Raw genomic sequence first — 25718 nt, forward strand, 5'->3', positions numbered from 1 at the left:
GCGACGGAGCCGACAGCTTCGAGCCCGGCAGGACTCTGGCCCCGCTCAGGGACGCCTGCTCCACCACCCCCAGGAGTAAATGTCGACTTATTCACAAGTCGTCTTACCTCCTCGGACGTGACCAGGACACTTATCGATAGGTCAGCGTGGCACCATGCCGACGGTTGGCGACTCTATGGCGTGTCACCACCCAGCGGCAACACAATCCGCCGGACCCGGCACGATGTGTCGGCAACCGAACACCACTCTGTCAAGGGCGTCCGCGCCGTCACCGCGAAGTTTCGCGGGTGCGCGAAAGGGTTAAAGGGTTACGTTCGAGGCGAGTTGAGCGGGCTCTCGGGGCCGTCGGCAAACGCGTCCGGCCGGACCTTGCGGGCAAGGTCCGGCCGGATACGTGAGATTGACGTCAGTCGTTGACGGGTCAGCCGAGCAGCGTGCCGAGCTCGAGGGTCTCGAGGCCGTGGGCCTCGGCGACCGGACCGTAAACGACCTGGCCGTCATGGGTGTTGAGGCCCAGCGCGAGCGCGGGGTCACGGCGCAGCGCCTCGACCCAGCCGAGGTTCGCGAGCTGCACGATGTAGGGCAGCGTGGCGTTGGTCAGCGCGTAGGTGGAGGTGTTCGGCACCGCGCCCGGCATGTTGGCGACGCAGTAGAAGACCGAGTTGTGGACCTGGAAGGTCGGCTCGGCGTGGGTGGTCGGACGGGAGTCCTCGAAGCAGCCGCCCTGGTCGATCGCGATGTCGACAAGTACACTTCCGGGCTTCATCTTGGCGACGAGCTCGTTGGTGACCAGCTTCGGGGCCTTCGCACCCGGGATCAGGACGGCGCCGATGACGAGGTCGGCCTCGACGACGGCCTTCTCCAGCTCGTAGGCGTTGGAGACGATCGTCTTGATCTTCGTGCCGAAGATCTTGTCGGCCTCGCGGAGCTTGTTGATGTCGCGGTCGAGCAGGGTCACGTGGAAGCCCATGCCGATGGCGATCTGCGCCGCGTTCCAGCCGGAGACGCCGCCGCCGATGACGACGCACTCGCCGGCGTGGGTGCCGGGGACACCGCCCGGGAGGACGCCGCGGCCGCCGGCCGAGCGCATCAGGTGGTAGGCGCCGACCTGCGGTGCGAGGCGGCCCGCGACCTCGGACATCGGGGCGAGCAGCGGGAGCGCGCGGTTGGCGAGCTCGACCGTCTCGTACGCGATGGCGGTGGTGCCGGACTCCAGCAGGGCGTCCGTGCACTCGCGGGAGGCCGCCAGGTGCAGGTAGGTGAAGAGCGTCTGGTCCTTGCGGAGGCGGTGGTACTCCTCCGCGATCGGCTCCTTGACCTTCAGCAGCAGGTCGGCGGTGGCCCAGACCTCGTCGGCGGTGCCGAGGATCTCCGCGCCCGCCGCGACGTACTCGGCGTCCGTGATCGAGGAGCCGACGCCGGCGTTCTGCTCGATGAAGACCTGGTGGCCGTTGCGGACCAGCTCATGCACGCCGGCAGGCGTGATGGCGACCCGGAACTCGTTGTTCTTGACCTCGCGGGGGATGCCGACCTTCATCGTCGATCACGGTCCTTGACTCAGGGGGAAATAACGGGGCACTTCCATACATACCCGCCCACAAGAGTGCGCAACGGGATGCACCACGAGATGACGTGGTGAAGCCAGTTTAATGAAGGATGAGTCGCTGTCTAGCCTTGCAAACCAATAATCTCAGTCGGATCCACTGCGGATTTCGCAGGCAGCGGGGTCGTCTCCCAGCAATCTGTCCGCTGCGGAGCGGTGCAGTCTCGCAGCCGCCGGGTCCCCGAGCCTGTCCAGCGTGTCGGCCAGCCGGACCTGCAGCGCGGCCTGAAGCCGCTGGTCGCCGGCCCGGCGCGCCAGCTCCACCGCCTCGCGGCAGGTGTGCAGGGATTCCTCGGGCCGGCCGGCGTACTCCTGGATCCGCGCCATCTCGCTCAACGCCTTGGCCTGGCCCGGGACATCGGCCAGTTTCCGGTAGCCCGCGGCCGCGGCCCGCCAGCTGCGCAGCGCGTCCCCGTAGCGGCCCGCGTAGGTGTGCACGTTCCCCAGCCGTCCGTACAGCCGGGCCTCGTCCGCACGCTCCCCGCGCGAGAGGGCCTGGGCGAGCGCCCGGCCGAACCAGTCGGAGGCCCGGTGCCAGTCCGCCAGCTCCTGGTAGGCACCGCCTACGGATTCCATCGCGCGGCCCGTCGCGTACGGGTCGTTCGCGGCCCTTCCGGCGTCCAGGGCGGCCCGGTAGCGCTCCAGGGCCTCCTGGGTCCGGCCGGTCTCGGCGTCCAGGTCGGCCAGGTTCAGCAGCGCCGCGGCCTGCTCCCGGTGCAGGCCCCGGCGCTCGGCCACGTCCAGGACCAGGCGGTGCAGCCCGTACAGCTCGGGGGCGGCCTCCGCGGTGCCGCGGTGGTCCGCGAGGGCCCGTACGAGGGCGGCCACCAGCCGGCGGGCCAGGGTGTCCAGCTCGCCGTCGGCCACCGCCAGGGAGGCGGCCGCGGTCAGCGCCGGGAGCCGGGTGTCCAGCCAGAGGGCGGCGGCCCGCCGGTCGGGGAATCGCAGGGCGCGCGGGAGGCCGTCCAGCAGCTCCTGGAGCTCGGAGTCGGGGTCGTCGCCCTCGGCGGCGGCCATGGCCCGGCAGGAGTGCAGCAGCCGGACGGTCCGCTCCAGCATCCGGGCCCGCGCCAGCTGGACCTCGGCGGGGCGCTCCTTGGCCTCCAGCAGTGCCTGGAGCATCGGCGCCAGGCTGCCCGGCAGCAGGAACAGGCCGTCGGGGGCGTGCCGGACGAGTCCCAGCCCGGCGAAGTCGTCCAGCGTGGACTGCGCGGCGGCCACGGAGCAGCCGGCCAGCGCGGAGGCGGTGTGCGAGTCGACGAGGCCGGCCGGGGCGAGCGGCAGCAGGCGCAGGGTGCGCTGGGCGGGCTGCGGCAGGGAGTCGTACACGAGCCGGAAGGCGCGGCCGAGCGGGCCGCCGGCACCGGCGGGCATGTCGTGGAGCTGTTTGGCCACGTCGGCGACGGCGGCCTTGGGGCGGGCCGCGAGCCAGCCGCCGGCGAGTTCGAGGGCTGCGGGCTGGCCCCCGCACGCCTCCGCGAGGGATTCGGCGGCCCGCGGGTCGGCGGTGATGCGGGTGTCGCCGATGCGGCGGGCGAGCATCCCGACGGCGGAGGCGGTGTCCAGGCCGCCGAGGGTGCAGGGGCGCACGTCGGGGATGCCGGTGAGCGGGCCCTCGGCGGTGACCACGACGAGGCATTCCGGGGTGTCCGGGAGCAGGGCGTCGACCTGGTGCGGATCGGCCGCGTCGTCGATCAGGATGATCGCCTTGCGCTCCTGGAGGGCGGTGCGCAGGACGGAGCTGAGCTCGTCCTCGCCGGCGCCGGGCGGGGTGCTGCGTCCCAGGCCCGCCAGCAGGCCGCGCAGGGCGCGCTCGGTGGCCACGGTCTCGCCGCCGGGGGCGGTGAGCCTGGTGCGCAGCACCCCGTCGGGGTACTGGTCGGCGATCTCGCGCACGAACGTCTCCGCGAGCGCGGTCCGGCCGGATCCGGGGCGTCCGGCGACGAGCAGCACCCGCGCGCGGGGAGCCTTGGCCTTGCGGCCGGAGAGGGTGTCGAGCCCGGTGCGCGCGATGTCCTCGCGCAGCTCCTTGAGTTCACGCCGCCGCCCGACGAAATCCGTCACGGATCCGCTCCTCTCACTGCCTTCGGATGGCGAGCGTAGTTCACGCAGAGCGACGGCCCGTGTGGAGCGCGGCGGGTAAATCCCCCGATCGGATCAGCGGATGGTCCGCTTTTTCACCGCCCCGGCCGTGCGGGCCGAGGCGGGAAACGCCCCCGCCCGCCCGGCGCCGGCCCTGCCGGGCGGGCGGGCGTCGCGCGGCCGGCCTTCCGCCGTTGCCCGGGGCTCCGCCCGGGACCCGGCAGCCGCGCCCCGGGCGGGGAGCCGCCGGCTACGCCTCGTACGGCCGGGCCGGCCACGGTGCGAGGGCCGGGCGCAGGGCGTCGACACCGCCCTCGCGGGCCAGGGCGGCGGACAGCGCCAGCACCCCGGCCACCAGCCCCGGGTTGCCGAGCTCGCCCGCCAGGATGCCCTCTACCAGCTCCGCCAGCGGGACCCAGGCCACCTCCATGTCCGCCTCCTCCGAGTCGGACTCGCGGTAGCGCTCGCCGTCCGCCTCCGAGACGCCCCGCGCCAGGAAGACCCGGATCGCCTCGTCCGACCCGCCCGGCGAGGCGTAGAAGTCGACCAGCACCCGCCAGTCCTCCGCCTTGGCGTGGGCCTCCTCGTAGAGCTCGCGCTGCGCGCCGAGCAGCGGGTTCTCGCCGGGGACGTCCAGCAGTCCGGCCGGCAGCTCCCACAGCCGGCGCCGCACCGGGTGCCGGTACTGGCTGAGGACCAGCACCCGCCCTTCCCCGTCCAGGGCGAGCACGCACACCGAGCCGGGGTGGACCTGGTAGTCGCGGCGGGCGGTCGAGCCGTCGGGCATGCGGACCTCGTCGGAGTCCACCGCCGTCTTCGCGCCCTGGAACGGCCGCCGGGTCGACAGCGTCTCCCAGGATTCCGCCGTGTCCTTGATGTTCATGCCCCGAAGCCCTCCACAACGCGCGACAGCCGGGATACGGATCTTCCGTACCCCGGCCGTCTACGTTATGCGGTCAGGCTCTCACTTCGCGGACTGCTGCCGCTCCACGGCCGCCTTGACCAGACCCGCGAACAGCGGGTGCGGGCGCGTCGGGCGCGAGCGCAGCTCCGGGTGGGCCTGGGTGGCCACCAGGTAGGGGTGGACCTCGCGCGGGTACTCGACGTACTCGACGAGCTTGTTGTCCGGGGAGGTGCCGGAGAAGACGATGCCCGCCTTCTTCTCCAGCTCGCTGCGGTAGGCGTTGTTGACCTCGTAGCGGTGGCGGTGGCGCTCGTCCACGTACGCCTGGTCGCCGTAGACCTCGCGCACGATGGAGCCCTCGGCGAGCTTGGCCGGGTACATGCCCAGGCGCATGGTGCCGCCCAGGTCGCCCGCGCCCTCGACGAAGGCCAGCTGCTCCTCCATGGTCGAGATGACCGGGTGCGGGGTGGAGGCGTCGAACTCGGTGGAGTTGGCGTCGTCGATGCCCGCGAGGTTGCGTGCGGCCTCGATGACCACGCACTGCAGGCCCAGGCACAGGCCGAGCAGCGGGATCTTGTTCTCGCGGGCGTAGGTGATCGCGCCGACCTTGCCGTTGACACCGCGGTCGCCGAAGCCGCCGGGCACGCAGATCGCGTCCACGTCGGAGAGCTGGGCCGCCGCGCCCGCGGGGGTCTTGCAGTCGTCGGAGGTGACCCACTTGATCTGGACGCGGGCCTTGTTGGCGAAGCCGCCGGCGCGCAGCGCCTCGGTCACCGACAGGTAGGCGTCGGGCAGGTCGATGTACTTGCCGACGAGCGCGACCTTGACCTCGTGGTCGGGGTTGTGGACGCGGTCGAGGAGGTCCTCCCACACGGTCCAGTCGACGTCGCGGAAGGGCAGGTCGAGCTTGCGCACGACGTACGCGTCCAGGCCCTCGGTGTGCAGGACCTTGGGGATGTCGTAGATCGACTTGGCGTCGATGGCCGCGACCACGGCCGCCTCGTCCACGTCGCACATCAGCGAGATCTTGCGCTTGATGCTGGTGGGGACGTCGCGGTCGGCGCGCAGCACGATGGCGTCGGGCTGGATGCCGATGTTGCGCAGGGCCGCGACGGAGTGCTGGGTCGGCTTGGTCTTCAGCTCGCCGGAGGGGCCGATGTAGGGCAGCAGCGAGATGTGCACGACGAAGACGTTGTCGCGGCCGACCTCGTGGCGGACCTGGCGGACGGTCTCCAGGAACGGCAGCGACTCGATGTCGCCGACGGTGCCGCCGACCTCGGTGATGACGACGTCGACGTCGTCGGTCGCCATGCGGCGGATGCGGTGCTTGATCTCGTTGGTGATGTGCGGGATGACCTGCACGGTGTCACCGAGGTACTCGCCGCGGCGCTCCTTGGCGATGACGGTGTTGTAGACCTGGCCGGTGGTGACGTTCGCCGAGCCGTCGAGGTCGACGTCGAGGAAGCGCTCGTAGTGGCCGATGTCCAGGTCGGTCTCGGCGCCGTCGTTGGTGACGAACACCTCGCCGTGCTGGAACGGGTTCATGGTGCCCGGGTCGACGTTCAGGTACGGGTCGAGCTTCTGCATCGTGACCCGCAGGCCGCGCGCCTTCAGGAGCGCACCCAGGCTGGAGGCCGTCAGGCCCTTGCCGAGGGAGGAAGCGACACCCCCGGTGACGAAGATGTGCTTGGTCGTCATGGATTTGGGCGGCATCGCCAAGAGGGGGCTCCCGTGGTCGCGAAGTGAGGTGCGTCCGGCGCCGGCCGCCGTCGATCCGGAAGGGTCTCAGGGGGCGCCGAAGCTGCGGTTTCGGGGCCCCTGATTCGCACAGGCAGACCACCGGTCCACGGGGTACCAGCCTATCAGCGCCCGGGCCGGTCCGCCTCCGGCCACGCGCCGTCGACGGCTCGTAGCAGAGCGCCGAAGTGGGCCGGGGCGGAGATCCGCCGACTCACCCGTTCGGCCGAACGGCATGGCCCGCGGCCTGAAGAAGATCACTAGGGTGCCGTCATATCCTGCTCGGATATTGCACACATCACCGCCGGGCAGTCCGTCGGACGGCCTAACCGGGCCGATATACGGAATCATGGGCTCACGCGGAGATCCCCGCACACAGGAGACCGCGCAAACGCGCATTGCAAGCGCCCTTCGGGGCGGACGTGGCCGTTCGACTGGAGATGCACGTGTCCGGGCGCATCGAGGATTACGCACTGATCGGTGACATGCAGACCGCCGCGCTGGTCTGCCGGGACGGGGCGGTGGACTGGCTGTGCCTGCCCCGCTTCGACTCCCATGCCGTGTTCGCGAGCATTCTCGGCACCGAGGATCACGGGTTCTGGCGGATCGGGCCGTCGGTCCCGGCGGGCTCCGAGGCCCCGCGTGCCACCCGCCGCCGCTACCGCGGCGACTCGCTGGTGCTGGAGTCCGAGTGGGACACCCCGCGCGGCAACGTCCGCGTGATCGACTTCATGCCTCCCCGCGAGGACCACGCGCCGCAGCTGATCCGCATCGTGGAGGGTGTCAGCGGGCGGGTCCCGATGCGCTCCACGCTGCGGATGCGCTTCAGCTACGGCCGGGTGGTGCCGTGGGTGCACAAGGTCGACGGCCGCACGGTCGCCGTCGCCGGGCCCGACTCCGTCTGGCTGGACACCGACGCGCAGACGTACGGCAAGGACCTGACGACGTACTCCGACTTCACCGTCGGGCCCGGCGACCGGGTGGCCTTCAGCATCAGCTGGCAGCCCTCGCACCGCGGCGCGCCCGAGGCCCCGGACGCCGAGGCGGCCCTGGAGTCGACCGCGGAGTTCTGGCGCGAGTGGGTCGACCAGTGCACCTACCACGGGCCCTACCGGGAGGCCGTGGTGCGCTCCCTGATCACCCTCAAGGCCCTCACGTACGCCCCCACGGGCGGGATCGTCGCCGCGCCGACCACCTCCCTGCCGGAGGAGATCGGCGGCGTCCGCAACTGGGACTACCGCTACACCTGGCTGCGGGACGCGGCCATCACCCTCTCCTCGCTGCTGCGCACCGGCTACCGCGAGGAGGCCCGGGCCTGGCGCGAGTGGCTGCTGCGCGCGGTGGCCGGCGACCCGGAGAACCTGCAGATCATGTACGGGATCGCGGGTGAACGGGAGCTCGGCGAGACCGAGCTGGACTGGCTGCCCGGCTACGAGGGCTCCCGCCCGGTCCGCGTCGGCAACGGCGCCGCCGGCCAACTGCAGCTCGACGTGTACGGCGAGGTCACCGAGGCCCTGCACCTGGGTCACATGACCGGCCTGGCCCGCAGCGACTACGCCTCCCTGCTCCAGCTCAAGCTGATCCGCTACCTGGAGACGCACTGGTCGGAGCCGGACGAGGGCATCTGGGAGGTGCGCGGCCCGCGCCGGCACTTCGTGCACTCCAAGGTGATGGCCTGGGTGGCCGTGGACCGCACGATCAAGCTGATCGAGAGCGGGGACGCGGACGGCCCGCTGGAGCGGTGGCGGGAGCTGCGTGACGAGATCCACCAGGACGTGTGCGAGAAGGGCTACGACAAGGAACGCAACACCTTCACCCAGTCGTACGGGTCGAAGGAGCTGGACGCCTCGCTGCTGCTCATCCCGCAGATGGGCTTCCTGCCGCCCGACGACAAGCGGGTCATCGGCACCATCGAGGCGATCCAGCGCGAGCTGTCCACGCCCGACGGCTTCATCCTGCGCTACCCGACGGCGGGCGAGGAGGCCGGTGTGGACGGCCTGGAGGGCGACGAGGGGGCCTTCCTGGCCTGCTCGTTCTGGATGGCCGACGACCTGGCGATGATCGGCCGGGTGGACGAGGCGCGGCGGCTGTTCGAGCGGCTGCTCGCGCTGCGCAACGATCTGGGCCTGCTGGCGGAGGAGTGGGATCCGCGGCTCCAGCGGCAGGTGGGGAACTTCCCGCAGGCGTTCAGCCACGTTCCGCTGATCGACACGGCGCTGCGGCTGACGGCGAGCGGGGCCTACGGGGGCTGACGCCGGACACGACCGGCCCGGGGTGCGGTGCGGTTCGCCGCGCCCCGGTGATCCGCCGGGCCTAGGCTGGAAGGGTCTTATGCCCTCCGTCCGTTGGAAGGGTGGCAGCCATGGCTCCCCTCTCGAAGGCGGGCGCGGCCCTGGCCGCGCTCCGCGAGGATCTGTCCGGCGAGGTGTTCGCTCCGCAGGATCCGGGCTACGACGAGGCCCGGACGGTCTTCAACGCGATGATCGACCGCAGGCCCGCGGTGATCGCCCAGTGCGAGAGCGCGGAGGACGTGGCCACCGCCGTGCGCTTCGCGAGGGACCTCGACCTGAAGATCGCCGTGCGGGGCGGCGGGCACAGCGTCTCCGGTTCCGCCCTCGGCGACGGCGCCCTGGTGATCGACCTGCGCCGGATGCACGAGGTCACCGTCCACCCGGGTGCCCGCGCGGTCCGCGTCGAGGGCGGGGCGACGATGAGCCACCTGGACCGGGCCTGCGCCCCGTACGGGCTCGCCACCACCGGCGGCCGTGCCTCCACCACCGGGGTCGGCGGCTTCGTCCTGGGCGGCGGCAGCGGCTGGCTGGACCGCAAGTGCGGGCTGGCCGTGGACAACCTGCTGGGTGTGGAACTGGTGACGGCCGACGGGTCGGTCGTGGAGACCACCTCGCAGGAGCGCCCGGAGCTGTTCTGGGCCCTGCACGGCGGCGGCGGGAACTTCGGCGTGGCCACCGCGATCACCCTGCGGCTGCACGAACTGCCCGCCATGGCGATCGCGTTCGTGCTGTACCTGCCGGAGAACGGCCCCGAGGTGGTGCGGACCTACCGGGACCTCCTGGAGGACGGGCCGGCGGAGGCGAGCGGCGGCGTGATCTTCCTGACCGGCCCCCCGGACGACGACTTCGTGCCCCCGCACCTCGCCGGGCGGCTGGTGTGCGCGGCGCTGCTCACGTACGCGGGCCCGGAGGAGCGGCTGCGCAAGCTGGCCGAGCCGCTGCTGGCGCTGCCGCACGAGGCGGCGATGGTCACCGCCATCCCGTACGCCGATCTCCAGTGCATGATCGACGACCCGCCGGGGCTGCGGAACTACTGGTCGGCGGAGTACCTGACGGCCGCACCGGACGCGTTCGTCGACGTGTTCTGCGCCCGGGCCGCGTCGATGCCGGTGCCGACCGGGACCCAGCACATCCTGTTCCCGCAGGGCGGCGCGATCGCCTCGGGCCCGGCCGACTATCCGGTGCCGTACCGGGACTCCCCCTGGGCGGTGCACCCGTTCGGGATCTGGGAGGACCCGGCCGACGACGAACGCTGCCGGCAGTGGGTCAAGGACGTCCGCGCGGACGTCGCGCCGTGGAGCACCGGTGCGGTGTACCTGAACTTCACCGGGGACGAGGGCTCGGACCGGGTGGTCTCCGGGCTCGGCGCGGACAACATGCGGCGGCTGGGCCGGGTGAAGCGGCAGTACGACCCCGACAACGTCTTCCGCTTCAACCACAACATCAGGCCGGCCTGACCCCCTGATAGCGTCCCGCGACATGGACAACCAGGGCGGGATCACGGTTCAGCGGGCGCTGGAGCTGCCGGGGCTGCGCAGCGGCCTGCCGGAGGTGGTGGCCTGCGCCGACCGCCTGGGCCGCACCGTCCGCTGGGTGCACGCGGGCGAGGTCCCGAACATCGCCTCCCTGCTCAAGGGCGGCGAGCTGCTGCTGACCACGGGACTGGGCCTGGGCACCCGCCCCGCCGAACAGCGGGCCTTCGTACGCCGCCTCGCGGACCGGGGCATCGCCGCGCTGGTGGTGGAGCTGGGCCCGCGGTTCACGCGGCTGCCCGCGACGCTCGTGGAGACGGCGCGTGCGGCGGGCCTGCCGCTGGTGCAGCTGCACCGGGAGGTCCCCTTCGTCGCGGTCACCGAGGAGGTCCACACCGAGATCGTCAACGGCCACTACGCACTGCTCCAGCGGGCCGAGGAGGTCCACCGGCGTTGCACGGAGGCTTTGTTGGGCGGCGGGGGCATCCCGCAGGTGCTGCGCATCCTGGCCGACTTCACGGCGAACCCGGTCTTCCTGGAGACCCCGGACGGGCAGTTGCTGTACGCGGCCGCCAGCTCGGCCGGGGACCCGGGCGCGGATCCGCTCCAGGTCTGGGAGGGGCTGCGCGGGCAGCGCGAGGCCGAACCGTCGGCGAACACGGTGGTGATCGACGTACCGGGCGGCGGCCACGGCACGGGCTCGGTGCGGGCCCGATTGGTCCTGGTCGGGGTCTCGGCCCCGCTGCTGCCGGTGCACCGGATGGCGGCGGAGCGCACGGCCGGCGTTCTGGCCGTGGTCCTCATGCAGGCCCGGCAGGAGGAGGAGTTGGCGGCGCGCGGCCGCGGCGACTTCCTCACGGACCTCGCGGAGGGCCGTATCTCGGCGCAGGACGCGCCGGCGCAGGCCCGCGTACTGGGCTTCAAGCCGGGCGCGGGGCCGCTGCTGCCGGTGGTGATGCGCCTGTCGGACCTCGGCCCGTCCGGGAACTGGGCCGTCCTGGCCCGGGCGGTGCTGGAGGAGCTGTCGTCGGTCGGTGTCCCGGTGCTGCTGGGCGTCCGGCCGGTCGAGGGCCGGGTGCCGCTGCTGGTGTCGCTGCGGGCGGAGTCGGAGCGCACCGCGGTCGCCGACCGGGTCGCGGCGGCGCTGCGGACGGGCGTCGAACGGGCGGGCCTGGACCGGGCCACCGCCCCGCCGGCCGTGGTCGTCGGCGTGGCGGGCGGCTGGGCGGCGGCCTCGTCGGGGCTGCGGCACGCCGCGGAGACCGCCACCGCGGCGCACGGCCTGCCGGCCCGGCCCTGGTACGACGCCCGGCGCCTCGACATCGACCTGCTGCTGTGGCGGCTGCGCGAACACCCGGACCTGGCGGCCTTCGTGGACCGTGCGATCGGCCCGCTGCGCGCGCACGACGCGGCCTCGCGGCCGCCGCTGCTGCCCACCCTGGAGACGTACCTGGCCCATGCGGGCCGCAAGGCGGAGACGGCCCGTGAGCTCCACCTGAACCGGCAGACCCTCTACAACCGGCTGGCGCGCATCTCGGAGCTGCTGGGCACGGACCTGGACGACCCGGAGACGGTCCTCTCGCTGAGCCTGGCGCTCCGCGCCCGCCGCCACGCCGGCCCCGGCCCTTCCTGACGCGCCCCCCGCCCCCGAACACCGGCGGGCCGGGGATCGCGGGCCCCCCGGCCCGGATCCGGGCCGCACGCGCCGGCGAGGCGGAAGGGTGCGGCTGCGCCGGCGCGAGGGGTCAGCGGCGGTGGCGTTCGATCAGTTCGTCGTAGACGGACAGGACCTGGGCCACGGTGTCGTCCTCCGACGGCCACGTCGCGGCCTGGATGCGCCCGGCGGCGGCCAGGTCGGCCCGGCGGGCCGGGTCGGCCAGGAGGCCGGTCACGGCCGAGGCGAGGGCGCCCGCCTCCCCCGGCGGGACGAGCACCGCGCCCTCCCCCACCAACTCCGGTACCCCGCCCACCGCCGTGGCCACCAGCGGCACACCCACCCGCAGCGCCTCCTGTGCCAGCGGCGCCCGCGCCTCCCACCGGCTCGGCAGGACCGCCAGGTCCGCCGCCGCCAGCAGTTGCGCCGCGTCCCGGCGCCGCCCGAGCAGCCGGACCGGGAGCCGCTCCGCCTCGATCCGCCGGGCCAGTTCGGCCCGTAGCGGCCCCTCGCCCGCGATCACCAGCAGCGGCGGCGGTTCCAGGGCCCGCCACTCGCGCGCCGCGTCGAGCAGGACGGAATATCCGCGGTGCGCCACCAGGCTGCCGACCGCGATGAGCAACGGCCGTTCCACGACGCCGAGTTCCGCCCGCACCTTGCCCGGGTCCGCCGTCCCTTCCGCAGCCGCCGGGAAGGCCACGGGTGCCAGCCGCGCGTCCCTGGCGCCCCGCTGCCGCGCCAGGTCCACGAGGTCCGAGGAGGCGCCGAGCACCACGGCGGCGGCCCGCGCCACGCGCCGTTCCAGCATCCGGCTCAGCCGACCGAGCGCGCCGGGCGCGGCCGGGCCGTCGCCGTGCCAGGTCACCACCAGCGGCACCCGGCGCCCGCGCATGGCCAGCGCGGCCTTCAGGCCCGCCTTCACCCCGTGCGCGTGGACGACGTCCGCGCCGGCGCAGGCGGTCCGCAGCACGCTCACCGCGTCGGGCGCGAACTCCGCCCCGGCTCCGGTGAAGTCGTACTCCCCTTCCGCCCGGACGGGGGCGCACACCGTGACCCGCACCCCGCGCGCGGCGAGCCCCGTGGCGAGCGATCGGACGTGCGCGCAACTGCCCGCTCCCGCACCGTCGCCGAGCACGTGGACGGTGCGCAGCGGGCGCCCGTAGGGCTGTGTCGCGGCGGAGGTGGAGACCGGGGAGCTGCTCACGGGCCGAAGCTCCAGGGTGAGGGAAGAGTCAGAGACGTCGCCAAGGATGCCAGTCCGCACGCGCGTTCCGGGACCATACGGGTGCGGATCCTGTGCGAGATACGGCCGGCGACTCTCCGGCCTCACCCACACGGCGTAAGTGGAATCCGTAGGGTGACGGGCAGATCGGTCCGTTTCAGGCCCCAACCGGCCTTTCACGGAAAAGCGGAGGGCCCGGAACGGTATGCGTCCCGGGCCCTGCGCAAGGTGTGCGGGCTCACCCGTCGGCGCGCGCCGCCGCGAGCAGTTCCTCGGCGTGCGCCCGCGCGGAGACGGAGTCCTCGTGCCCTGCGAGCATGCGCGACAGCTCGCGGATCCGGTCCTCGCCCTCCAGGACGGTGACCCCGCTGCGGGTCACCGAGCCGTCGTTGGTCTTCTCCACCAGCAGCTGCCGGTCGGCGAAGGCGGCCACCTGCGGCAGGTGCGTGACGACCACGACCTGCGCCGTCCTGGCCAGCTTCGCCAGGCGCCGGCCGATCTCGACCGCCGCCTTGCCGCCGACGCCGGCGTCGACCTCGTCGAAGAGGTACGTGGGCACCGGGTCGGTGCCCGCGAAGACGACCTCGACCGCGAGCATCACGCGGGACAGCTCACCGCCCGAGGCGCCCTTGGCGATCGGCCGCGGCTGGGCACCCGGGTGCGGGGCGAGCAGCAGTTCGACCTCGTCGGCGCCGGAGGGTCCGTAGGCGACCGGGCGGCCGTCCACGTCCACTCCTTCGGGGTCGTCCGTCTGCCGGATGTCGATCGTCACCCGGGCGTGCGGCATCGCCAGTGATGCCAGCTCCGCCGTCACCGCGGAGGCGAAGCGCGTCGCCGCCTCCACCCGGGCGTCGGTCAGCGTCTGTGCCAGCACCGACAGTTCGGAGCGCAGCCCGTCCCGTTCCGCGGTCAGCTCGGTGATCCGCTCGTCGTCGCCGTCCAGTTCCAGCAGCCGCGCCGCGCCCTGTTCGGCCCACTCCAGCACGGCGTCCACGGTGCCCTCGGTGCCGTACTTGCGCGTCAGCTGTGTCAGGGCGGCCCGGCGCTCCTCCACCGCGGCCAGCCGCAGCGGATCGGCGTCGAGGTCGTCGGCGTAGCCGGCCAGCTCCCCGGCCACGTCTGCGAGCAGGATGCCGAGCTCACCGATCCGCTCGGCGAGCGCGCCGAGCGCCGGGTCGTGCGACCGTACGGATTCCAGGGCCCGGTGGGCCCCGGCGACGAGCATGTTCGCGTCGATGGCCTCGGGGTCCTCGGGGTTGCCCGCGAGTGCGGCGTGCGCCGCCTGGGCCGCCGAGGCCAGCGCTTCGGCGTGCCCGAGCCGCTCCGCCTCGGCCGCCAGTTCGGCGTCCTCGCCGGCCACCGGCTCCACGGCCGCGATCTCGTCGAGGCCGAAGCGGAGCAGATCGGCCTCCTGGGCCCGTTCCCGGGCCCGGGTGGTGATCTCCTCGAGCTCCACGGCGACCGCGCGGAGCCTGCGGTAGGCCGAGGCGTACTTCTCCAGCGGGACGGCGACGGCGTCTCCGGCGTACCGGTCGAGCGCCTGCCTCTGCCGGGCCGGCCGGAGCAGGCCCTGCTGGTCGGTCTGTCCGTGCACGGCGACCAGGTCGTCGGCGAGTTCGCCGAGCAGGCCGACGGGCACGGAGCGGCCGCCGACGTGGGCGCGGGAACGCCCCTCGGCGGACACGGTCCGGCTGATCAGCAGGGCGCCGTCGTCGAGCTCGGCCCCGGCCTCCTCGGCGCGCACCGCGGCGGGGGCGTCCGGGCGCATGACGACGCGGCCCTCGACCACTGCCGCCTTGGCCCCGATCCGCACCAGGGCCGGGTCGGCGCGCCCGCCGAGCAGCAGCCCGAGGCTGGTGACGACCATCGTCTTGCCGGCGCCGGTCTCGCCGGTCACCGCGGTGAAACCGGGCGACAGCTCGACCACCGCGTCGTCGATGACCCCGAGCGACCGTATCCGCATCTCCTCAAGCACGGGACGACGATACCGAGGTTTCCCGGGTGCCATGTGACGTCACCCGCGCCGAGTTCTCCGAACGCATGTGCTATTAATGCTCTCGCTGTCGGCGCCGAACGGCAACACCGGGAATCCCGCCCGGGCTTGTGCGCGCAGCTCCGGTCGCGGCCGGAGCGTCGGCCGGGTCACGATCGGCGTATCCGAACCCCTCGCCGCCACGGGGGCGCGCCCTCGGGGCGCCGCTGCCGCGCCCGCCACGGCCGGGCCGGGGCCGTCAGTGCGGCGCACCCCGCCAGCCCGACACCGGCAGCGCGAACTTCGCGACGAGCCGGTCGGTGAACGACGCGTGGTGCAGGCGGGCGAGCCGCACGGGCACCGCACCCCGCCGGACCTCCACGCGGGCCCCTGCCGGCAGCTCCAGCATGCGTCGGCCGTCGCACCACAGGACCCCGTGCGGTGTGCCGCTCTGCACCTCCACCGCCAGGACCGAGTTCGGCGAGGTCACCAGCGGCTTCGCGAACAGCGCGTGCGCGCTGATCGGCACCATCAGCAGCGCCTCCACCTCCGGCCAGACGACCGGCCCGCCCGCGGAGAAGGCGTAGGCCGTCGAGCCGGTCGGAGTGGCGCAGACGATCCCGTCGCAGCCGAAGCCGGTCACCGGGCGTCCGTCGATCTCCAGGACCACCTCCAGCATCCGCTCCGGGGACACCTTCTGCACCGCGGCCTCGTTCAGCGCCCAGTCCCGGTGCACGACGTCGCCGTTCGTGCGCACGATCACGTCGAGGGTCATGCGCTCCTCGACCTCGTAGGAGCGCGTCACCACCCGGTCCACGACCTTGTCGAGGTCGTCGCGCTCGGCCTCGGCGAGGAAGCCGACCCGGCCCAGGTTGACGCCCAGCATCGGTACGCCCGAGGCCCGTGCGAGCTCGGCGCCGCGCAGCAGGGTCCCGTCCCCGCCCAGCACCACCAGCAGCTCGCACCCGTCGAGCACCCCGGGCGTGGACTCGGTGACGAGCTCCACCTCCGGCGGCAGCGGCAGGTCCACCGCCTCGTGGTCGAAGACCCGCACGCCCAGCCCGCAGCGCAGCAGTCCCTTGACGACCAGCTCGGCGCTGCGGATGGCCGCGGGCCGTCCGGTGTGCGCGAGCAGGAATACGGTGCGTTCCCCCGAAGAATCTGTCACTGCGGCCCCTCCGCCACTGCACGGTCAACATCCGCCGGGTCGAGTGCCGGTGCCCCCGCCCTCAGCCACAGAAAGTACTCGACGTTGCCCGACGGCCCCGGCAGCGGACTGGCGGTGACCCCGAGGACGCCCAGTCCGAGCGCCGCGGCGCTGGCCGCCACCTCCCGCACGGCCTCGGCCCGCAGCTCGGGGCTGCGCACCACGCCGCCGCTGCCCAGCCGGTCCTTGCCGACCTCGAACTGCGGCTTGACCATCAGCACGAGGTCCGCGTCCGGCGCCGTGCACCGCACCAGCGCGGGCAGCACCAGGCCGATCGAGATGAAGGACAGGTCGCCGACCACGAGGTCCACCGGGATGCCGTCGATCTGCTCGACCGTCAGCTCGCGCACGTTCGTGCGGTCCTTCACGGTGACCCGGTCGTCGCTCTGCAGCGACCAGGCGAGCTGCCCGTAACCGACGTCGACCGCCATGACGTGGGCGACACCCGCCCGCAGCAGCACGTCGGTGAAGCCTCCGGTGGACGCTCCCGCGTCCAGCGCACGGCGGCCCTCGACCCGCAGTCCCCGCGGCAGGAAGGCCGCGAGGGCGCCGGCGAGCTTGTGCCCGCCGCGCGAGACGTAGTCGGGGTCGGCGTCGTCCTTGAGGACCACGAGGGCCGCGCTGGTCTCGACCTGGGTGGCGGCCTTGGTCGCGGTGGTGCCGCCCACGGTCACCCGGCCCGCGGCGATCAGCTGCGCGGCGTGCTCGCGCGAGCGGGCCATGCTGCGGCGTACCAGTTCGGCGTCCAGGCGGCGGCGTGCCACTCCTGCCACGTTCGGTTCAGCTCCTGTTTTCGTACGGTCCGGGGACGGGCGGTGCGTCCAGCGCGGTCAGCGCCTCACGCAGCCCCCGGTGGACATCCTCGTACACCTCGACGTGTCCGTCCGCCGCGAGGTGGTCCGCGTCCGCCAGCCGCGCCAGGTGCGCGTCCACCCCGGCGTGGCCGGTGGGGGTGCGTACGACGCCCAGCGCGGCGGGCCCGGCGGGCTCCACCGGCTCGGCGGGGGCTTCCGCCGCCGCGGCCCCGGCCTCGGCCCGCACCTCGGCTCCGCCCGCGTTCGGGGCCTCGGCCCGGGTGTCGGCTGCTTCGTCGGTCATGCCACGACGCTACCCCGAAGCGCCCCCACGGCGGCGCGCGGCTCTGCGGTACGGTCGTGATCACGATGGCTACGATCCAGGAGTGCCGTGAAGCACTCGACCGACTCTCCGACAACCTCGCGCGGGCCGAGGAGGGCGTGCGCGGCGCGGCCGCGTTCGACCGCTCCCTCAGCTGCCACATCACGGACCTGGCCCAGACGTTCACCGGCCGCCTCGAAGGGGGCCGGATCCGGGTGGACGCGGTCGCGCCGGGCCCGCCGGCCCGCAAGGCGGAGATCCGCCTCGCGATGACCGGCGACGACCTGGTCGCGCTGGTCGCGGGCGAGCTGAAGTTCGCGAAGGCCTGGGCCTCCGGCCGGGTCAGGCTGGAGGCCGGCTTCCGCGACCTGCTGCGGCTGAAGAGCCTGCTCTAGTGCTGCGCCCCGGTGAACCGTGCCGGTCACAGCACTAGCGCGTCCCGGCCGGCCCGGGCCCGGCCATGGCCGGCCGGCACCCCGGGAGTGCCGGCCGCCCGTCGGTCCTACACCTCGGCGGCCGCCTGGGCGCGGGAGCGCCGGGCCGCCGGGATCACCAGCGGCGTCCCCGTCTCCGGGTCGTCGATGACCTGGCAGCGCAGCCCGAACACCTTCTCCACGAGCTCCGCGGTGACCACCTCCTGCGGCGGGCCCTCGGCGATGACCTTCCCGCCCCGCATCGCGATCAGGTGCGTGGCGTAGCGGGCGGCGTGGTTGAGGTCGTGCAGCACGGCGACGAGGGTGCGCCCCTGGGTCTCGTGCAGTTCGGCGCACAGGTCGAGCACGTCGATCTGGTGCTGGATGTCCAGGTACGTCGTCGGCTCGTCGAGCAGGAGCAGCGGGGTCTGCTGCGCCAGCGCCATCGCGATCCACACGCGCTGCCGCTGCCCGCCCGACAGCTCGTCCACGGCCCGGTCGGCGAGCTCGGCGACCCCGGTCGAGGCCATCGACTCCGTCACGATCCGCTCGTCCTCGTGCGACCACTGCCGCAGCAGCCCCTGGTGCGGGTAGCGGCCGCGGGAGACCAGGTCGGCGACCGTGATCCCGTCGGGCGCGATCGAGGACTGCGGGAGCAGCCCGAGGGTCTTGGCGACCTTCTTCGCGGGCAGGGACCCGATGGCCTGCCCGTCCAGCAGCACCCGCCCCTGGGACGGCTTCAGCATCCGCGACAGGGCCCGCAGCAGCGTGGACTTGCCGCAGGCGTTGGGGCCGACGATCACCGTGAAGGAGTTGTCGGGGATCTCCACCGACAGGTTCTCGGCGATGACCCGCTGGTCGTAGCCGAGGGTCACGTTCTCCGCGGTCAACCGCTGCACTTGCGCACTCCTGAGGTTCATATACGTCCCGCCTTGCGCTCGGTGACGAGCAGCCAGAGCAGATAGACACCGCCGACCAGCCCGGTCACCACGCCCACCGGCAGCTGGTCCGCGCCGAAGGCCCGCTGCGAGGCCCAGTCCGAGAGCAGCAGCACCACCGAACCCATGAGGGCGGCGCTCAGCAGGTTGGCGCCGGGCGAGCCGGTCAGCCGCCGGGCCAGCTGCGGCGCGGCCAGCGCGACGAAGCTGATCGGCCCGGCCGCGGCGCTCGCCGCCGTGGTGAGCAGGATCGCCGCCAGCATCAGCAGCAGCCGGGTGCGCTCCACCCGCACCCCCACCGCGTACGCCGCGTCGTCGCCCATCTCGATCATCCGCAGGGCCCGGCTCTGCCCCAGCACCAGCGGGAACAGCACCGCGCAGGTCGCCAGCAGCGGCCACACCTGCGCCCAGTCCCGGCCGGCCAGCGAACCGGTCAGCCAGACCATGGCCCGCGAGGCCTCCACGAGCTGGGCCTTGGTGATCAGGTACTGGATGGCGGCCAACAGCATCGCGGAGGCGCCGATGCCCACCAGGACCAGCCGGTAGCCGTGGATGCCCCGCTTGTACGCCAGCAGGTAGACGGCGGCGCCGGCCAGCAGTCCGCCGAGCAGCGCGCCCGCGGCGACCTCGGTCGCCGAGCCCTTCAGCAGGATGATGACGACGAGGGCGCCGACCGCGGACCCGTACGAGAAGCCGAGCAGGTCGGGCGAGCCGAGCGGGTTGCGGGTCACCGACTGGAAGACGGCTCCGGCCATCCCGAGGGCCGCGCCGACCAGCAGGGCGACCAGCACCCGGGGCAGGCGGAGGTCGTTGACGATGAAGTCGTCGGCGGGGGTGCCGTTGCCGAGCAGGGTCTGCACGACGTCCCACGGCGCGATGTCGAAGTCGCCGGTGCCGATGAGCAGGACGGCCATGACGAACGCGGCGAGGACGAGGAGGGCGCCGACGGCGAGGGCGCGCCGCTCGATCCGCAGCGACATCCCGCCCGGGAGCCGCACGGGACGGGCTTTGGCGGTCACGGTCACAGCTGGGCCATCCTCTTGCGCCGGACGAGGTAGATGAAGACGGGCCCGCCGATGAGCGCGGTGACGATGCCGACCTGGAGCTCGGCGGGCCGGGTGACGACCCTGCCGGCGACGTCCGCGCCGAGCAGCAGGACGGGCGACAGGACGGCCGAGTAGGCGAGCACCCAGCGCATGTCGGGGCCGGTGAACACCCGCACGAGGTGCGGGATCATCAGGCCGATGAAGACGATGGGCCCGCACGCGGCGGTCGCCGCACCGCAGAGCAGGGTGATGGCGAGCATGGCACCGACCCGGGTCCGGGTCAGGTTCGCACCGAGCGCCCTGGCCGTGTCGTCGCCCATGGCCATCGCGTTGAGCGGCCGGCCCAGCGACAGCGCGAGCACCGCGCCGACCAGCAGGAACGGGGCGACCTGGCGGACGGTGTCCATGTTGGCGGAGGCCAGCGAGCCCACCGTCCAGAAGCGCAGCTTGTCCAGCGCCTTGCTGTCCATCAGCTGCACCGCGTTGATGTAGCCGACGAGGGCCGCGCTGGCCGCCGTACCGGCGAGCGCGAGGCGTACCGGTGTGGCGCTGCGGCTGCCGCCCAGGACGTACACGAGGACCGAGACGACGGCGGCGCCGAGGAACGCCCACCACACGAACTCGCCCAGCGAGCTCGCGCCGAAGAAGCTGATCGCGGAGACGACGGCCGCCGCGGCGCCGGCGTTGACGCCGAGGATGCCGGGCTCGGCCAGCGGGTTGCGGGTCAGCGCCTGCATCACCGCCCCGGACAGGCCGAGGCCGAGCCCGACCATCAGCCCGAGGAGGGTGCGCGGGACCCGTAGGTCCCGCACGACCACGTCCGAGGTGGTCCCCGAGTAGTGGAAGAGGCCGTGCCAGACCTCGTCCAGGGGCATCTGCTTGGCGCCCACGGCGATGCTCAGCACCGCGATCAGGGCGAGCACCACGAGGGCGCCGGCCAGACCCGCGGCACGCGCGGCATGGCGTGGGCGGGCGACGGCGTCAGGCGGGGGCGCCGCGCTCGGCCCGGATTCGGGGGGACTCTCAACCAACACGCAGGTTAGGTTAGCCTAGCCTCCACCTCGAACGGAGCCCTGGTGGGCCTCAAAGACCCAGCCTGGCCAGCGCCTTCGCCGCGTCGAGCGTGCATACGCCGTCCGCGGCGGCCGTCCAGGCCGCCGCGCACAGCGCACGCAGACCGTCCAGCGGGTCCGGTCCCGGTCCGCCGTCCCCGGTCGTCGCGCCGTCGCCGGTCGTCGGGCCCTCCCCGCTGTCCTCGTCGGCCTCGCGCAGGTCGAGCAGCCCGTTGTTCAGGGCCACCGCCGTCCAGCCGCCGCAGCGGAACCCCTCCGCGGCCGGCACCACCTCCGGCTGCCCGGCCAGCAGTCCGCGCAGGTCCCGGTCCACATAGGTCGGCCGGTGCCGGGGCTCGGCCCGCAGCAGCTGCTCCGCGTCGGTCACCCCGGTCAGCACCAGCAGCGAGTCCACCTCCCCGTTGAAGGCGCCCTCGATGTCGGTGTCCAGCCGGTCCCCGACGACCAGCGGCCGCTTCGCCCCGGTCCGCAGCACCGTCTCCCGGTGCATCGGGGGCAGCGGCTTGCCCGCCACCTGCGGCTCCGCGCCCGTGGCGATCCGTACGACCTCCACCGCGGCCCCGTTGCCCGGCGCGATGCCCCGCGCACCGGGGATCGTCAGGTCGGTGTTCGACGCGTACCAGGGCACGCCCCGGTTGATCGCGTACGAGGCCTCCGCGAACCGGCCCCACGCCAGGTCCGGCCCCCCGTATCCCTGCACGACCGCCGCGAGCCCCTCCTCGTCGGCGGACTCGACCGGCACCAGTCCGCGTTCGCGGAGCGCGACCCGCAGCCCCTCCCCGCCGATCACCAGCACTTTGGACCCCGGCTCGACCTGCTCCGCGATGAGCCGGGCCACGGCCTGCGCCGAGGTGATCACCTCGGCCGCGTCCGTCGGGATGCCCAGCTCGCCCAGGTGCTCCGCGACGGCTTCGGGGGTCCGCAGCGCGTTGTTCGTCACGTACGCGAGGTGCATGCCGGCGGCGCGGGCCGCCGCGAGGGACTCCACGGCGTGGCCGATGGCCCGCCCGCCCGCGTACACCACACCGTCCAGGTCCAGGAGTGCGGTGTCGTACGCCTGGTGCAGACTCTCGTCACACGCCGCAGGACTGGTCCTGATCTGCCGGGTCATTCTGGCCGCTCCCTGTGAGATCGATCTTGTCCGATTCCGTACTGCCCCGATCATCCCGCATGGCGAGACGCGATTTACCATGCACCAATGACCACTTCTGGCACCGCGGACCACGGGCTGCGCCTCATCCCGTTCCATGGCCTGCGCTACGTCCCCGAGCGTGTCGGCAGCCTCGCCGCCGTCACCTCGCCGCCGTACGACGTGGTCGTGCGCCCCGACGGAGTCGACCACCTCGAGTCCGCCGACCCGCACAACATCGTCCGCCTGATCCTCCCGCAGGCCGGCACCCCGGCCGCGCGCAACGAACAGGCGGCGCGCACCCTGCGGGACTGGCTGGCCGAGGGGATCCTGTCCGCCGACCCCGAGCCCGCGCTGTACGTGTACGAGCAGCGCCGGGCGGGGCTGCTCCAGCGCGGCGTCATCGGCGCCCTCGCCCTGTCCACCGCCGACGCCGGCATCGTCCTGCCCCACGAGGACGTCATGCCGGATGTGGTGACCGACCGGGCGGGCCTGATGCGGGCGACGTCGGCGAACCTGGAACCGCTCCTCCTCACCTACCGGGGCGACGACCCCGCCGCGGGTGCGGCGGCGGTCGTCGAGCGGACCGCGCAGCACCCGCCGCTGCTGTCGACCACCACCGAGGACGGCTTCCAGCACCGCCTCTGGGCCATCACCGACCCGGCCGAACTGGCCGCCGTCACAGCGGACCTCAGCCACCGCCAGGCCCTCATCGCCGACGGGCACCACCGGTGGGCGACGTACCTGCGCCTCCAGGAGGAGCACGGCTCCCCCACCGCGTGGGACTTCGGCCTGGTGCTCCTCGTGGACACCGCCCGCTACCCGCTGCAGGTCCGCGCCATCCACCGGATGCTGCGCCGTCTCCCGGTCGCCGACGCGCTGGCCGCCGTCGCCGGCCACTTCCGGGTCCGCCCGGTCGACGGGCCGCTGCCGCTGGCCCTGGACGCCCTCGCGGACGCGGCGGAACGCGGCAACGCCTTCCTCCTCGCCGGCGACGGCGCCTTCCACCTGGTCACCGATCCCGACCTGGCCCTCCTCGACCGCACGGTCCGGCACGACCGCCCCGAGGCCTGGCGCCGGCTGGACGCCACCGTGCTGCACGCGACGCTGCTCGACGCGCTCTGGCATGTCCCGGACGCCCCGGACCAGATCACCTACATCCACGACGCCGCGTCGACGGTGGCCATGGCCGAACGGCACGGGGGCACCGCCGTCCTGCTGCATCCCGTACGCGAGGAAGTGGTGCGCGACCTCGCCCGCCAGGGGGTCACCATGCCCCGCAAGTCGACGTCCTTCGGCCCGAAGCCGGCCACGGGCCTGGTCCTGCGCGGGCTGGGCTGATTCCTCCCGGACACGACGAAGGGCGGTACCCCGTTCGGGGTACCGCCCTTCGTCTCTACGTCAACGCGGCTCAGGCCTGGTCGCCTCGGAGGTCGGTGTCGGCGCCGGCCGCGGACTGCTCCAGCGGCTCGAACTCCTCGTCGTCCTCGTCGTAGTACTCGGTGACGTCGGTGGCGCGCTCGGCCGCGGCGACCTCCGCCGGGTCCTCGTCCTCGTCCTCGTCGTCGTCCTCGTCGCGGTCGCCGGCGGTGAGGTCTTCGACCTCGTCGTCGTCGGACAGGTCGATCGCGGCGTCGACGAACTCGACACCGTCGAGCTCGGCGAGTCGGTCGGAGGCGTCGGTGGCCCCGTCCTTGTCGGCTTCGAGGGCCTTGCCGAACCACTCGCGGGCCTCGTCCTCACGACCGGCCGCCAGCAGGGCGTCGGCGTAGGCGTACCGCAGGCGCGCGGTCCACGGCTGGACGGCGTTGGACGCCAGCTCGGGGCTCTGCAGCGTCACGATGGCCGCTTCGAGCTGCCCCTGGTCCCGGCGCGCACCGGCCGCGACCAGACGCATCTCGACCTGGCCGGCCTTGTCGAGCTTCTGCACCTCGGGCTCGCCGGCCATGGCCAGCGCCCGCTCGGGACGGCCGAGGCCGCGCTCGCAGTCGGCCATGACGGGCCACAGCTCGACGGAGCCGGTCATGCGCTTGGCGGCGCGGAACTCCGCGAGGGCCTCGCTGTACTTCTGCGTGGCGTACGCGGCGAAGCCGGCGGCCTCGCGGACGGCGGCGACGCGGGAGGCCAGGCGCAGGGCGATGCGCGAGTACGCGTAGGCCTGCTCGGGGTCCTCGTCGATCAGCCGGGCGACCATGACCAGGTTCTTGGAGACCTCTTCGGCCAGTCCCTTGGGCAGGCTCAGCAGCTCCTGACGCACATCGGCGTCGATCTCGAGGCCGGTGACGTCCTCGTCGATCGGAAGCCGCTTGACCGGGTCGCGGTCGCGGTCCGAACGGTAGCCGCGGTCGCCGCCGCGGTCGTCACGACCGCCGCGGTATCCGCCGCGGTCGCCGCCACGGTCGTCGCGACGCGGGTACGAGGGACGCTCGCCGCCCCGGTCGTCGCGACGGGGGTAGGAGGGGCGGTCGCCGCCTCGGTCGTCACGGCCGCCGCGGTATCCCCCACGGTCGTCATCACGACGCGGGTACGAGGGACGCTCACCCCGGTCATCGCGACGCGGGTAGGACGGACGGTCGCCACCCCGCTCGTCACGACGCGGGTACGAGGGACGCTCACCCCGGTCATCACGACGCGGGTACGACGGGCGGTCGCCACCACGGTCGTCACGACGCGGGTACGAGGGACGGTCGCCACCACGGTCGTCACGACGGAAGGACGGACGCTCGCCACCGCGGTCGTCACGACGGGGGTAGGAGGGGCGGTCGCCACCGCGGTCGTCACGGCCGCCGCGGTATCCACCACGGTCGTCATCACGACGCGGGTACGACGGACGCTCACCCCGGTCGTCACGGCGCGGGTACGACGGGCGGTCGCCGCCGCGGTCGTCACGGCGCGGGTAGGAGGGGCGGTCGCCGCCGCGGTCGTCACGGCCGCCGCGGTATCCACCACGGTCGTCGTCCCGACGCGGGTACGAGGGACGCTCGCCGCCACGGTCATCGCGGCGCGGGTACGACGGGCGGTCGCCACCTCGGTCGTCACGACGGAAGGACGGACGGTCGCCGCCACGGTCGTCACGACGGGGGTAGGAGGGGCGGTCGCCACCACGGTCGTCACGGCGCGGGTAGGAGGGGCGGTCGCCGCCGCGGTCGTCACGCCCGCCGCGGTATCCACCACGGTCGTCGTCCCGACGCGGGTACGAGGGACGCTCGCCGCCACGGTCATCGCGGCGCGGGTACGAGGGGCGGTCGCCACCACGGTCGTCACGACGCGGGTAGGAGGGGCGGTCGCCACCACGGTCGTCACGACGCGGGTAGGAGGGGCGGTCGCCGCCACGGTCGTCACGACGGGGGTACGACGGACGGTCGCCACCACGGTCATCGCGACGCGGGTACGAGGGACGGTCGCCACCACGGTCGTCACGGCGCGGGTAGGACGGGCGGTCGCCACCACGGTCGTCACGACGGAAGGACGGGCGGTCGCCACCGCCGGCGGGACGCCCACCACGGTCGTCGCGACGGTAGCCACCGCCGCTGCCGGCCGGGCGGCCACCGCGGTCGTCACGGCGGAACGGGGGACGGTCGCCGCCACGGTCGTCACGGCCCCCGCGGTAGCCGCCCCTGTCACCGCCGTCGTTGCGACGAGGCTCGCGCTCCGGACGATCGTCGGGAGAGTTGGACATGGGTGTGACTCCTGTCTTCGGGGTACCGCTAGTCATTCTCGCGCAACCAACGCATGGCCGCGCTTCGGCGTAAAGAGGGGAAAAACAAAAGGACCCTTGGTCCAGCGTTGAACGCTGGACCAAGGGTCCTTTGAAAGATTGTTCGGCGGCGTCCTACTCTCCCACAGGGTCCCCCCTGCA

19 protein-coding genes and 1 pseudogene are annotated in these 25718 nt (G+C 73.4%); 5 read left to right on the forward strand and 15 right to left on the reverse strand.

Annotation, left to right across the window (positions count from 1 at the left end):
- Window positions 1-421: 421 nt before the first annotated feature.
- The 4 genes from ald to AVW11_RS13020 form a co-directional block, all read right to left on the reverse strand.
- On the reverse strand, window positions 422-1537 hold the full coding sequence (gene ald / locus AVW11_RS13005; protein WP_030855324.1) for an alanine dehydrogenase: 1116 nt from the start codon (window positions 1535-1537) through the stop codon (window positions 422-424).
- A 153-nt stretch (window positions 1538-1690) separates the two neighbouring features.
- Window positions 1691-3715, reverse strand: coding sequence for a tetratricopeptide repeat protein (locus AVW11_RS13010; protein ID WP_079070782.1), 2025 nt, complete (start codon window positions 3713-3715; stop codon window positions 1691-1693).
- A gap of 220 nt (window positions 3716-3935) precedes the next feature.
- On the reverse strand, window positions 3936-4568 hold the full coding sequence (locus tag AVW11_RS13015; protein WP_076044057.1) for an NUDIX domain-containing protein: 633 nt from the start codon (window positions 4566-4568) through the stop codon (window positions 3936-3938).
- Window positions 4569-4649: 81 nt separating this feature from the next.
- The gene (locus AVW11_RS13020) at window positions 4650-6302 is read right to left on the reverse strand and encodes a CTP synthase (RefSeq protein WP_060179951.1); all 1653 of its coding nucleotides are present in this window, start codon (window positions 6300-6302) and stop codon (window positions 4650-4652) included.
- Window positions 6303-6766: 464 nt separating this feature from the next.
- Here AVW11_RS13020 and AVW11_RS13025 point away from each other — a divergent pair, with 464 nt between their 5' ends.
- From AVW11_RS13025 to AVW11_RS13035, 3 genes are all read left to right on the forward strand, one after another.
- Complete coding sequence (locus AVW11_RS13025) at window positions 6767-8578, forward strand: glycoside hydrolase family 15 protein (RefSeq protein ID WP_030855330.1); 1812 nt, start codon at window positions 6767-6769, stop codon at window positions 8576-8578.
- Window positions 8579-8688: 110 nt separating this feature from the next.
- A complete protein-coding gene (locus tag AVW11_RS13030; RefSeq protein ID WP_060179950.1) occupies window positions 8689-10074 on the forward strand; it encodes an FAD-binding oxidoreductase in 1386 nt (461 codons plus the stop codon).
- A gap of 22 nt (window positions 10075-10096) precedes the next feature.
- Window positions 10097-11722: a PucR family transcriptional regulator gene (locus AVW11_RS13035; protein ID WP_060179949.1), complete on the forward strand. Its 1626-nt coding sequence runs from the start codon at window positions 10097-10099 to the stop codon at window positions 11720-11722.
- A gap of 112 nt (window positions 11723-11834) precedes the next feature.
- On the opposite strand, the gene AVW11_RS13040 is transcribed toward AVW11_RS13035, so the two are convergent.
- The 5 genes from AVW11_RS13040 to AVW11_RS13060 all read right to left on the reverse strand — a co-directional run bounded on the left by AVW11_RS13040 (window position 11835) and on the right by AVW11_RS13060 (window position 17242).
- Window positions 11835-12947: a glycosyltransferase family 4 protein gene (locus AVW11_RS13040; RefSeq protein WP_037834606.1), complete on the reverse strand. Its 1113-nt coding sequence runs from the start codon at window positions 12945-12947 to the stop codon at window positions 11835-11837.
- 256 nt (window positions 12948-13203) lie between these two features.
- A complete protein-coding gene (recN, locus tag AVW11_RS13045; RefSeq protein ID WP_060179948.1) occupies window positions 13204-14928 on the reverse strand; it encodes a DNA repair protein RecN in 1725 nt (574 codons plus the stop codon).
- Window positions 14929-15196: 268 nt separating this feature from the next.
- Complete coding sequence (locus tag AVW11_RS13050; protein WP_060179947.1) at window positions 15197-16105, reverse strand: NAD kinase; 909 nt, start codon at window positions 16103-16105, stop codon at window positions 15197-15199.
- Window positions 16102-16917: a TlyA family RNA methyltransferase gene (locus tag AVW11_RS13055; RefSeq protein ID WP_030855338.1), complete on the reverse strand. Its 816-nt coding sequence runs from the start codon at window positions 16915-16917 to the stop codon at window positions 16102-16104. The genes AVW11_RS13050 and AVW11_RS13055 overlap by 4 nt, the downstream gene beginning before the upstream one ends.
- Window positions 16918-16924: 7 nt before the next feature.
- Window positions 16925-17242 (reverse strand): hypothetical protein, encoded by a 318-nt coding sequence (locus AVW11_RS13060; RefSeq protein ID WP_225884683.1) that lies wholly within the window; start codon window positions 17240-17242, stop codon window positions 16925-16927.
- A gap of 65 nt (window positions 17243-17307) precedes the next feature.
- Between AVW11_RS13060 and AVW11_RS13065 the strand changes: the two genes are divergently transcribed.
- Window positions 17308-17655, forward strand: a complete 348-nt coding sequence (locus AVW11_RS13065; RefSeq protein ID WP_076044062.1) for an SCP2 sterol-binding domain-containing protein — start codon at window positions 17308-17310, stop codon at window positions 17653-17655.
- A 107-nt stretch (window positions 17656-17762) separates the two neighbouring features.
- Here AVW11_RS13065 and AVW11_RS13070 read toward each other — a convergent pair whose 3' ends face one another.
- The 4 genes from AVW11_RS13070 to AVW11_RS13085 are packed head-to-tail and all read right to left on the reverse strand — an operon-like array spanning window position 17763 to window position 21841.
- Window positions 17763-18593, reverse strand: a complete 831-nt coding sequence (locus tag AVW11_RS13070; protein ID WP_173675216.1) for an ABC transporter ATP-binding protein — start codon at window positions 18591-18593, stop codon at window positions 17763-17765.
- Window positions 18590-19591 (reverse strand): FecCD family ABC transporter permease, encoded by a 1002-nt coding sequence (locus tag AVW11_RS13075; protein ID WP_060180003.1) that lies wholly within the window; start codon window positions 19589-19591, stop codon window positions 18590-18592. The genes AVW11_RS13070 and AVW11_RS13075 overlap by 4 nt, the downstream gene beginning before the upstream one ends.
- A gap of 41 nt (window positions 19592-19632) precedes the next feature.
- Window positions 19633-20691, reverse strand: coding sequence for a FecCD family ABC transporter permease (locus tag AVW11_RS13080; RefSeq protein ID WP_030855346.1), 1059 nt, complete (start codon window positions 20689-20691; stop codon window positions 19633-19635).
- A 49-nt stretch (window positions 20692-20740) separates the two neighbouring features.
- Complete coding sequence (locus AVW11_RS13085) at window positions 20741-21841, reverse strand: HAD-IIA family hydrolase (protein ID WP_076044059.1); 1101 nt, start codon at window positions 21839-21841, stop codon at window positions 20741-20743.
- Window positions 21842-21928: 87 nt separating this feature from the next.
- On the opposite strand from AVW11_RS13085, the gene AVW11_RS13090 reads away from it, so the two are divergent.
- Complete coding sequence (locus tag AVW11_RS13090) at window positions 21929-23200, forward strand: DUF1015 family protein (protein ID WP_030855349.1); 1272 nt, start codon at window positions 21929-21931, stop codon at window positions 23198-23200.
- A 70-nt stretch (window positions 23201-23270) separates the two neighbouring features.
- On the opposite strand, the gene AVW11_RS35790 is transcribed toward AVW11_RS13090, so the two are convergent.
- Window positions 23271-24116, reverse strand: coding sequence for a tetratricopeptide repeat protein (locus tag AVW11_RS35790; protein WP_206281901.1), 846 nt, complete (start codon window positions 24114-24116; stop codon window positions 23271-23273).
- Window positions 24117-24263: 147 nt separating this feature from the next.
- Window positions 24264-25574 (reverse strand): annotated as a pseudogene (locus AVW11_RS39255) (hypothetical protein); the annotation flags it as partial.
- Window positions 25575-25718: the final 144 nt, after the last annotated feature.

The sequence above is a fragment of the Streptomyces amritsarensis genome, from assembly GCF_001953875.1.
Taxonomy (GTDB): domain Bacteria; phylum Actinomycetota; class Actinomycetes; order Streptomycetales; family Streptomycetaceae; genus Streptomyces; species Streptomyces amritsarensis.

Bases quoted from the DNA above. Each gene is read 5' to 3' on its own strand.
- AVW11_RS13020 (WP_060179951.1), bottom strand. From the start codon at position 6,302: ATGCCGCCCAAATCCATGACGACCAAGCACATCTTCGTCACCGGGGGT.
- AVW11_RS13075 (WP_060180003.1), bottom strand. From the start codon at position 19,591: ATGTCGCTGCGGATCGAGCGGCGCGCCCTCGCCGTCGGCGCCCTCCTC.
- AVW11_RS13085 (WP_076044059.1), bottom strand. From the start codon at position 21,841: ATGACCCGGCAGATCAGGACCAGTCCTGCGGCGTGTGACGAGAGTCTG.
- ald (WP_030855324.1), bottom strand. From the start codon at position 1,537: ATGAAGGTCGGCATCCCCCGCGAGGTCAAGAACAACGAGTTCCGGGTC.
- AVW11_RS13030 (WP_060179950.1), top strand. From the start codon at position 8,689: ATGGCTCCCCTCTCGAAGGCGGGCGCGGCCCTGGCCGCGCTCCGCGAG.
- recN (WP_060179948.1), bottom strand. From the start codon at position 14,928: ATGCGGATACGGTCGCTCGGGGTCATCGACGACGCGGTGGTCGAGCTG.
- AVW11_RS13090 (WP_030855349.1), top strand. From the start codon at position 21,929: ATGACCACTTCTGGCACCGCGGACCACGGGCTGCGCCTCATCCCGTTC.
- AVW11_RS13015 (WP_076044057.1), bottom strand. From the start codon at position 4,568: ATGAACATCAAGGACACGGCGGAATCCTGGGAGACGCTGTCGACCCGG.
- AVW11_RS13060 (WP_225884683.1), bottom strand. From the start codon at position 17,242: ATGACCGACGAAGCAGCCGACACCCGGGCCGAGGCCCCGAACGCGGGC.
- AVW11_RS13025 (WP_030855330.1), top strand. From the start codon at position 6,767: ATGCACGTGTCCGGGCGCATCGAGGATTACGCACTGATCGGTGACATG.
- AVW11_RS13035 (WP_060179949.1), top strand. From the start codon at position 10,097: ATGGACAACCAGGGCGGGATCACGGTTCAGCGGGCGCTGGAGCTGCCG.
- AVW11_RS13065 (WP_076044062.1), top strand. From the start codon at position 17,308: ATGGCTACGATCCAGGAGTGCCGTGAAGCACTCGACCGACTCTCCGAC.
- AVW11_RS13070 (WP_173675216.1), bottom strand. From the start codon at position 18,593: ATGAACCTCAGGAGTGCGCAAGTGCAGCGGTTGACCGCGGAGAACGTG.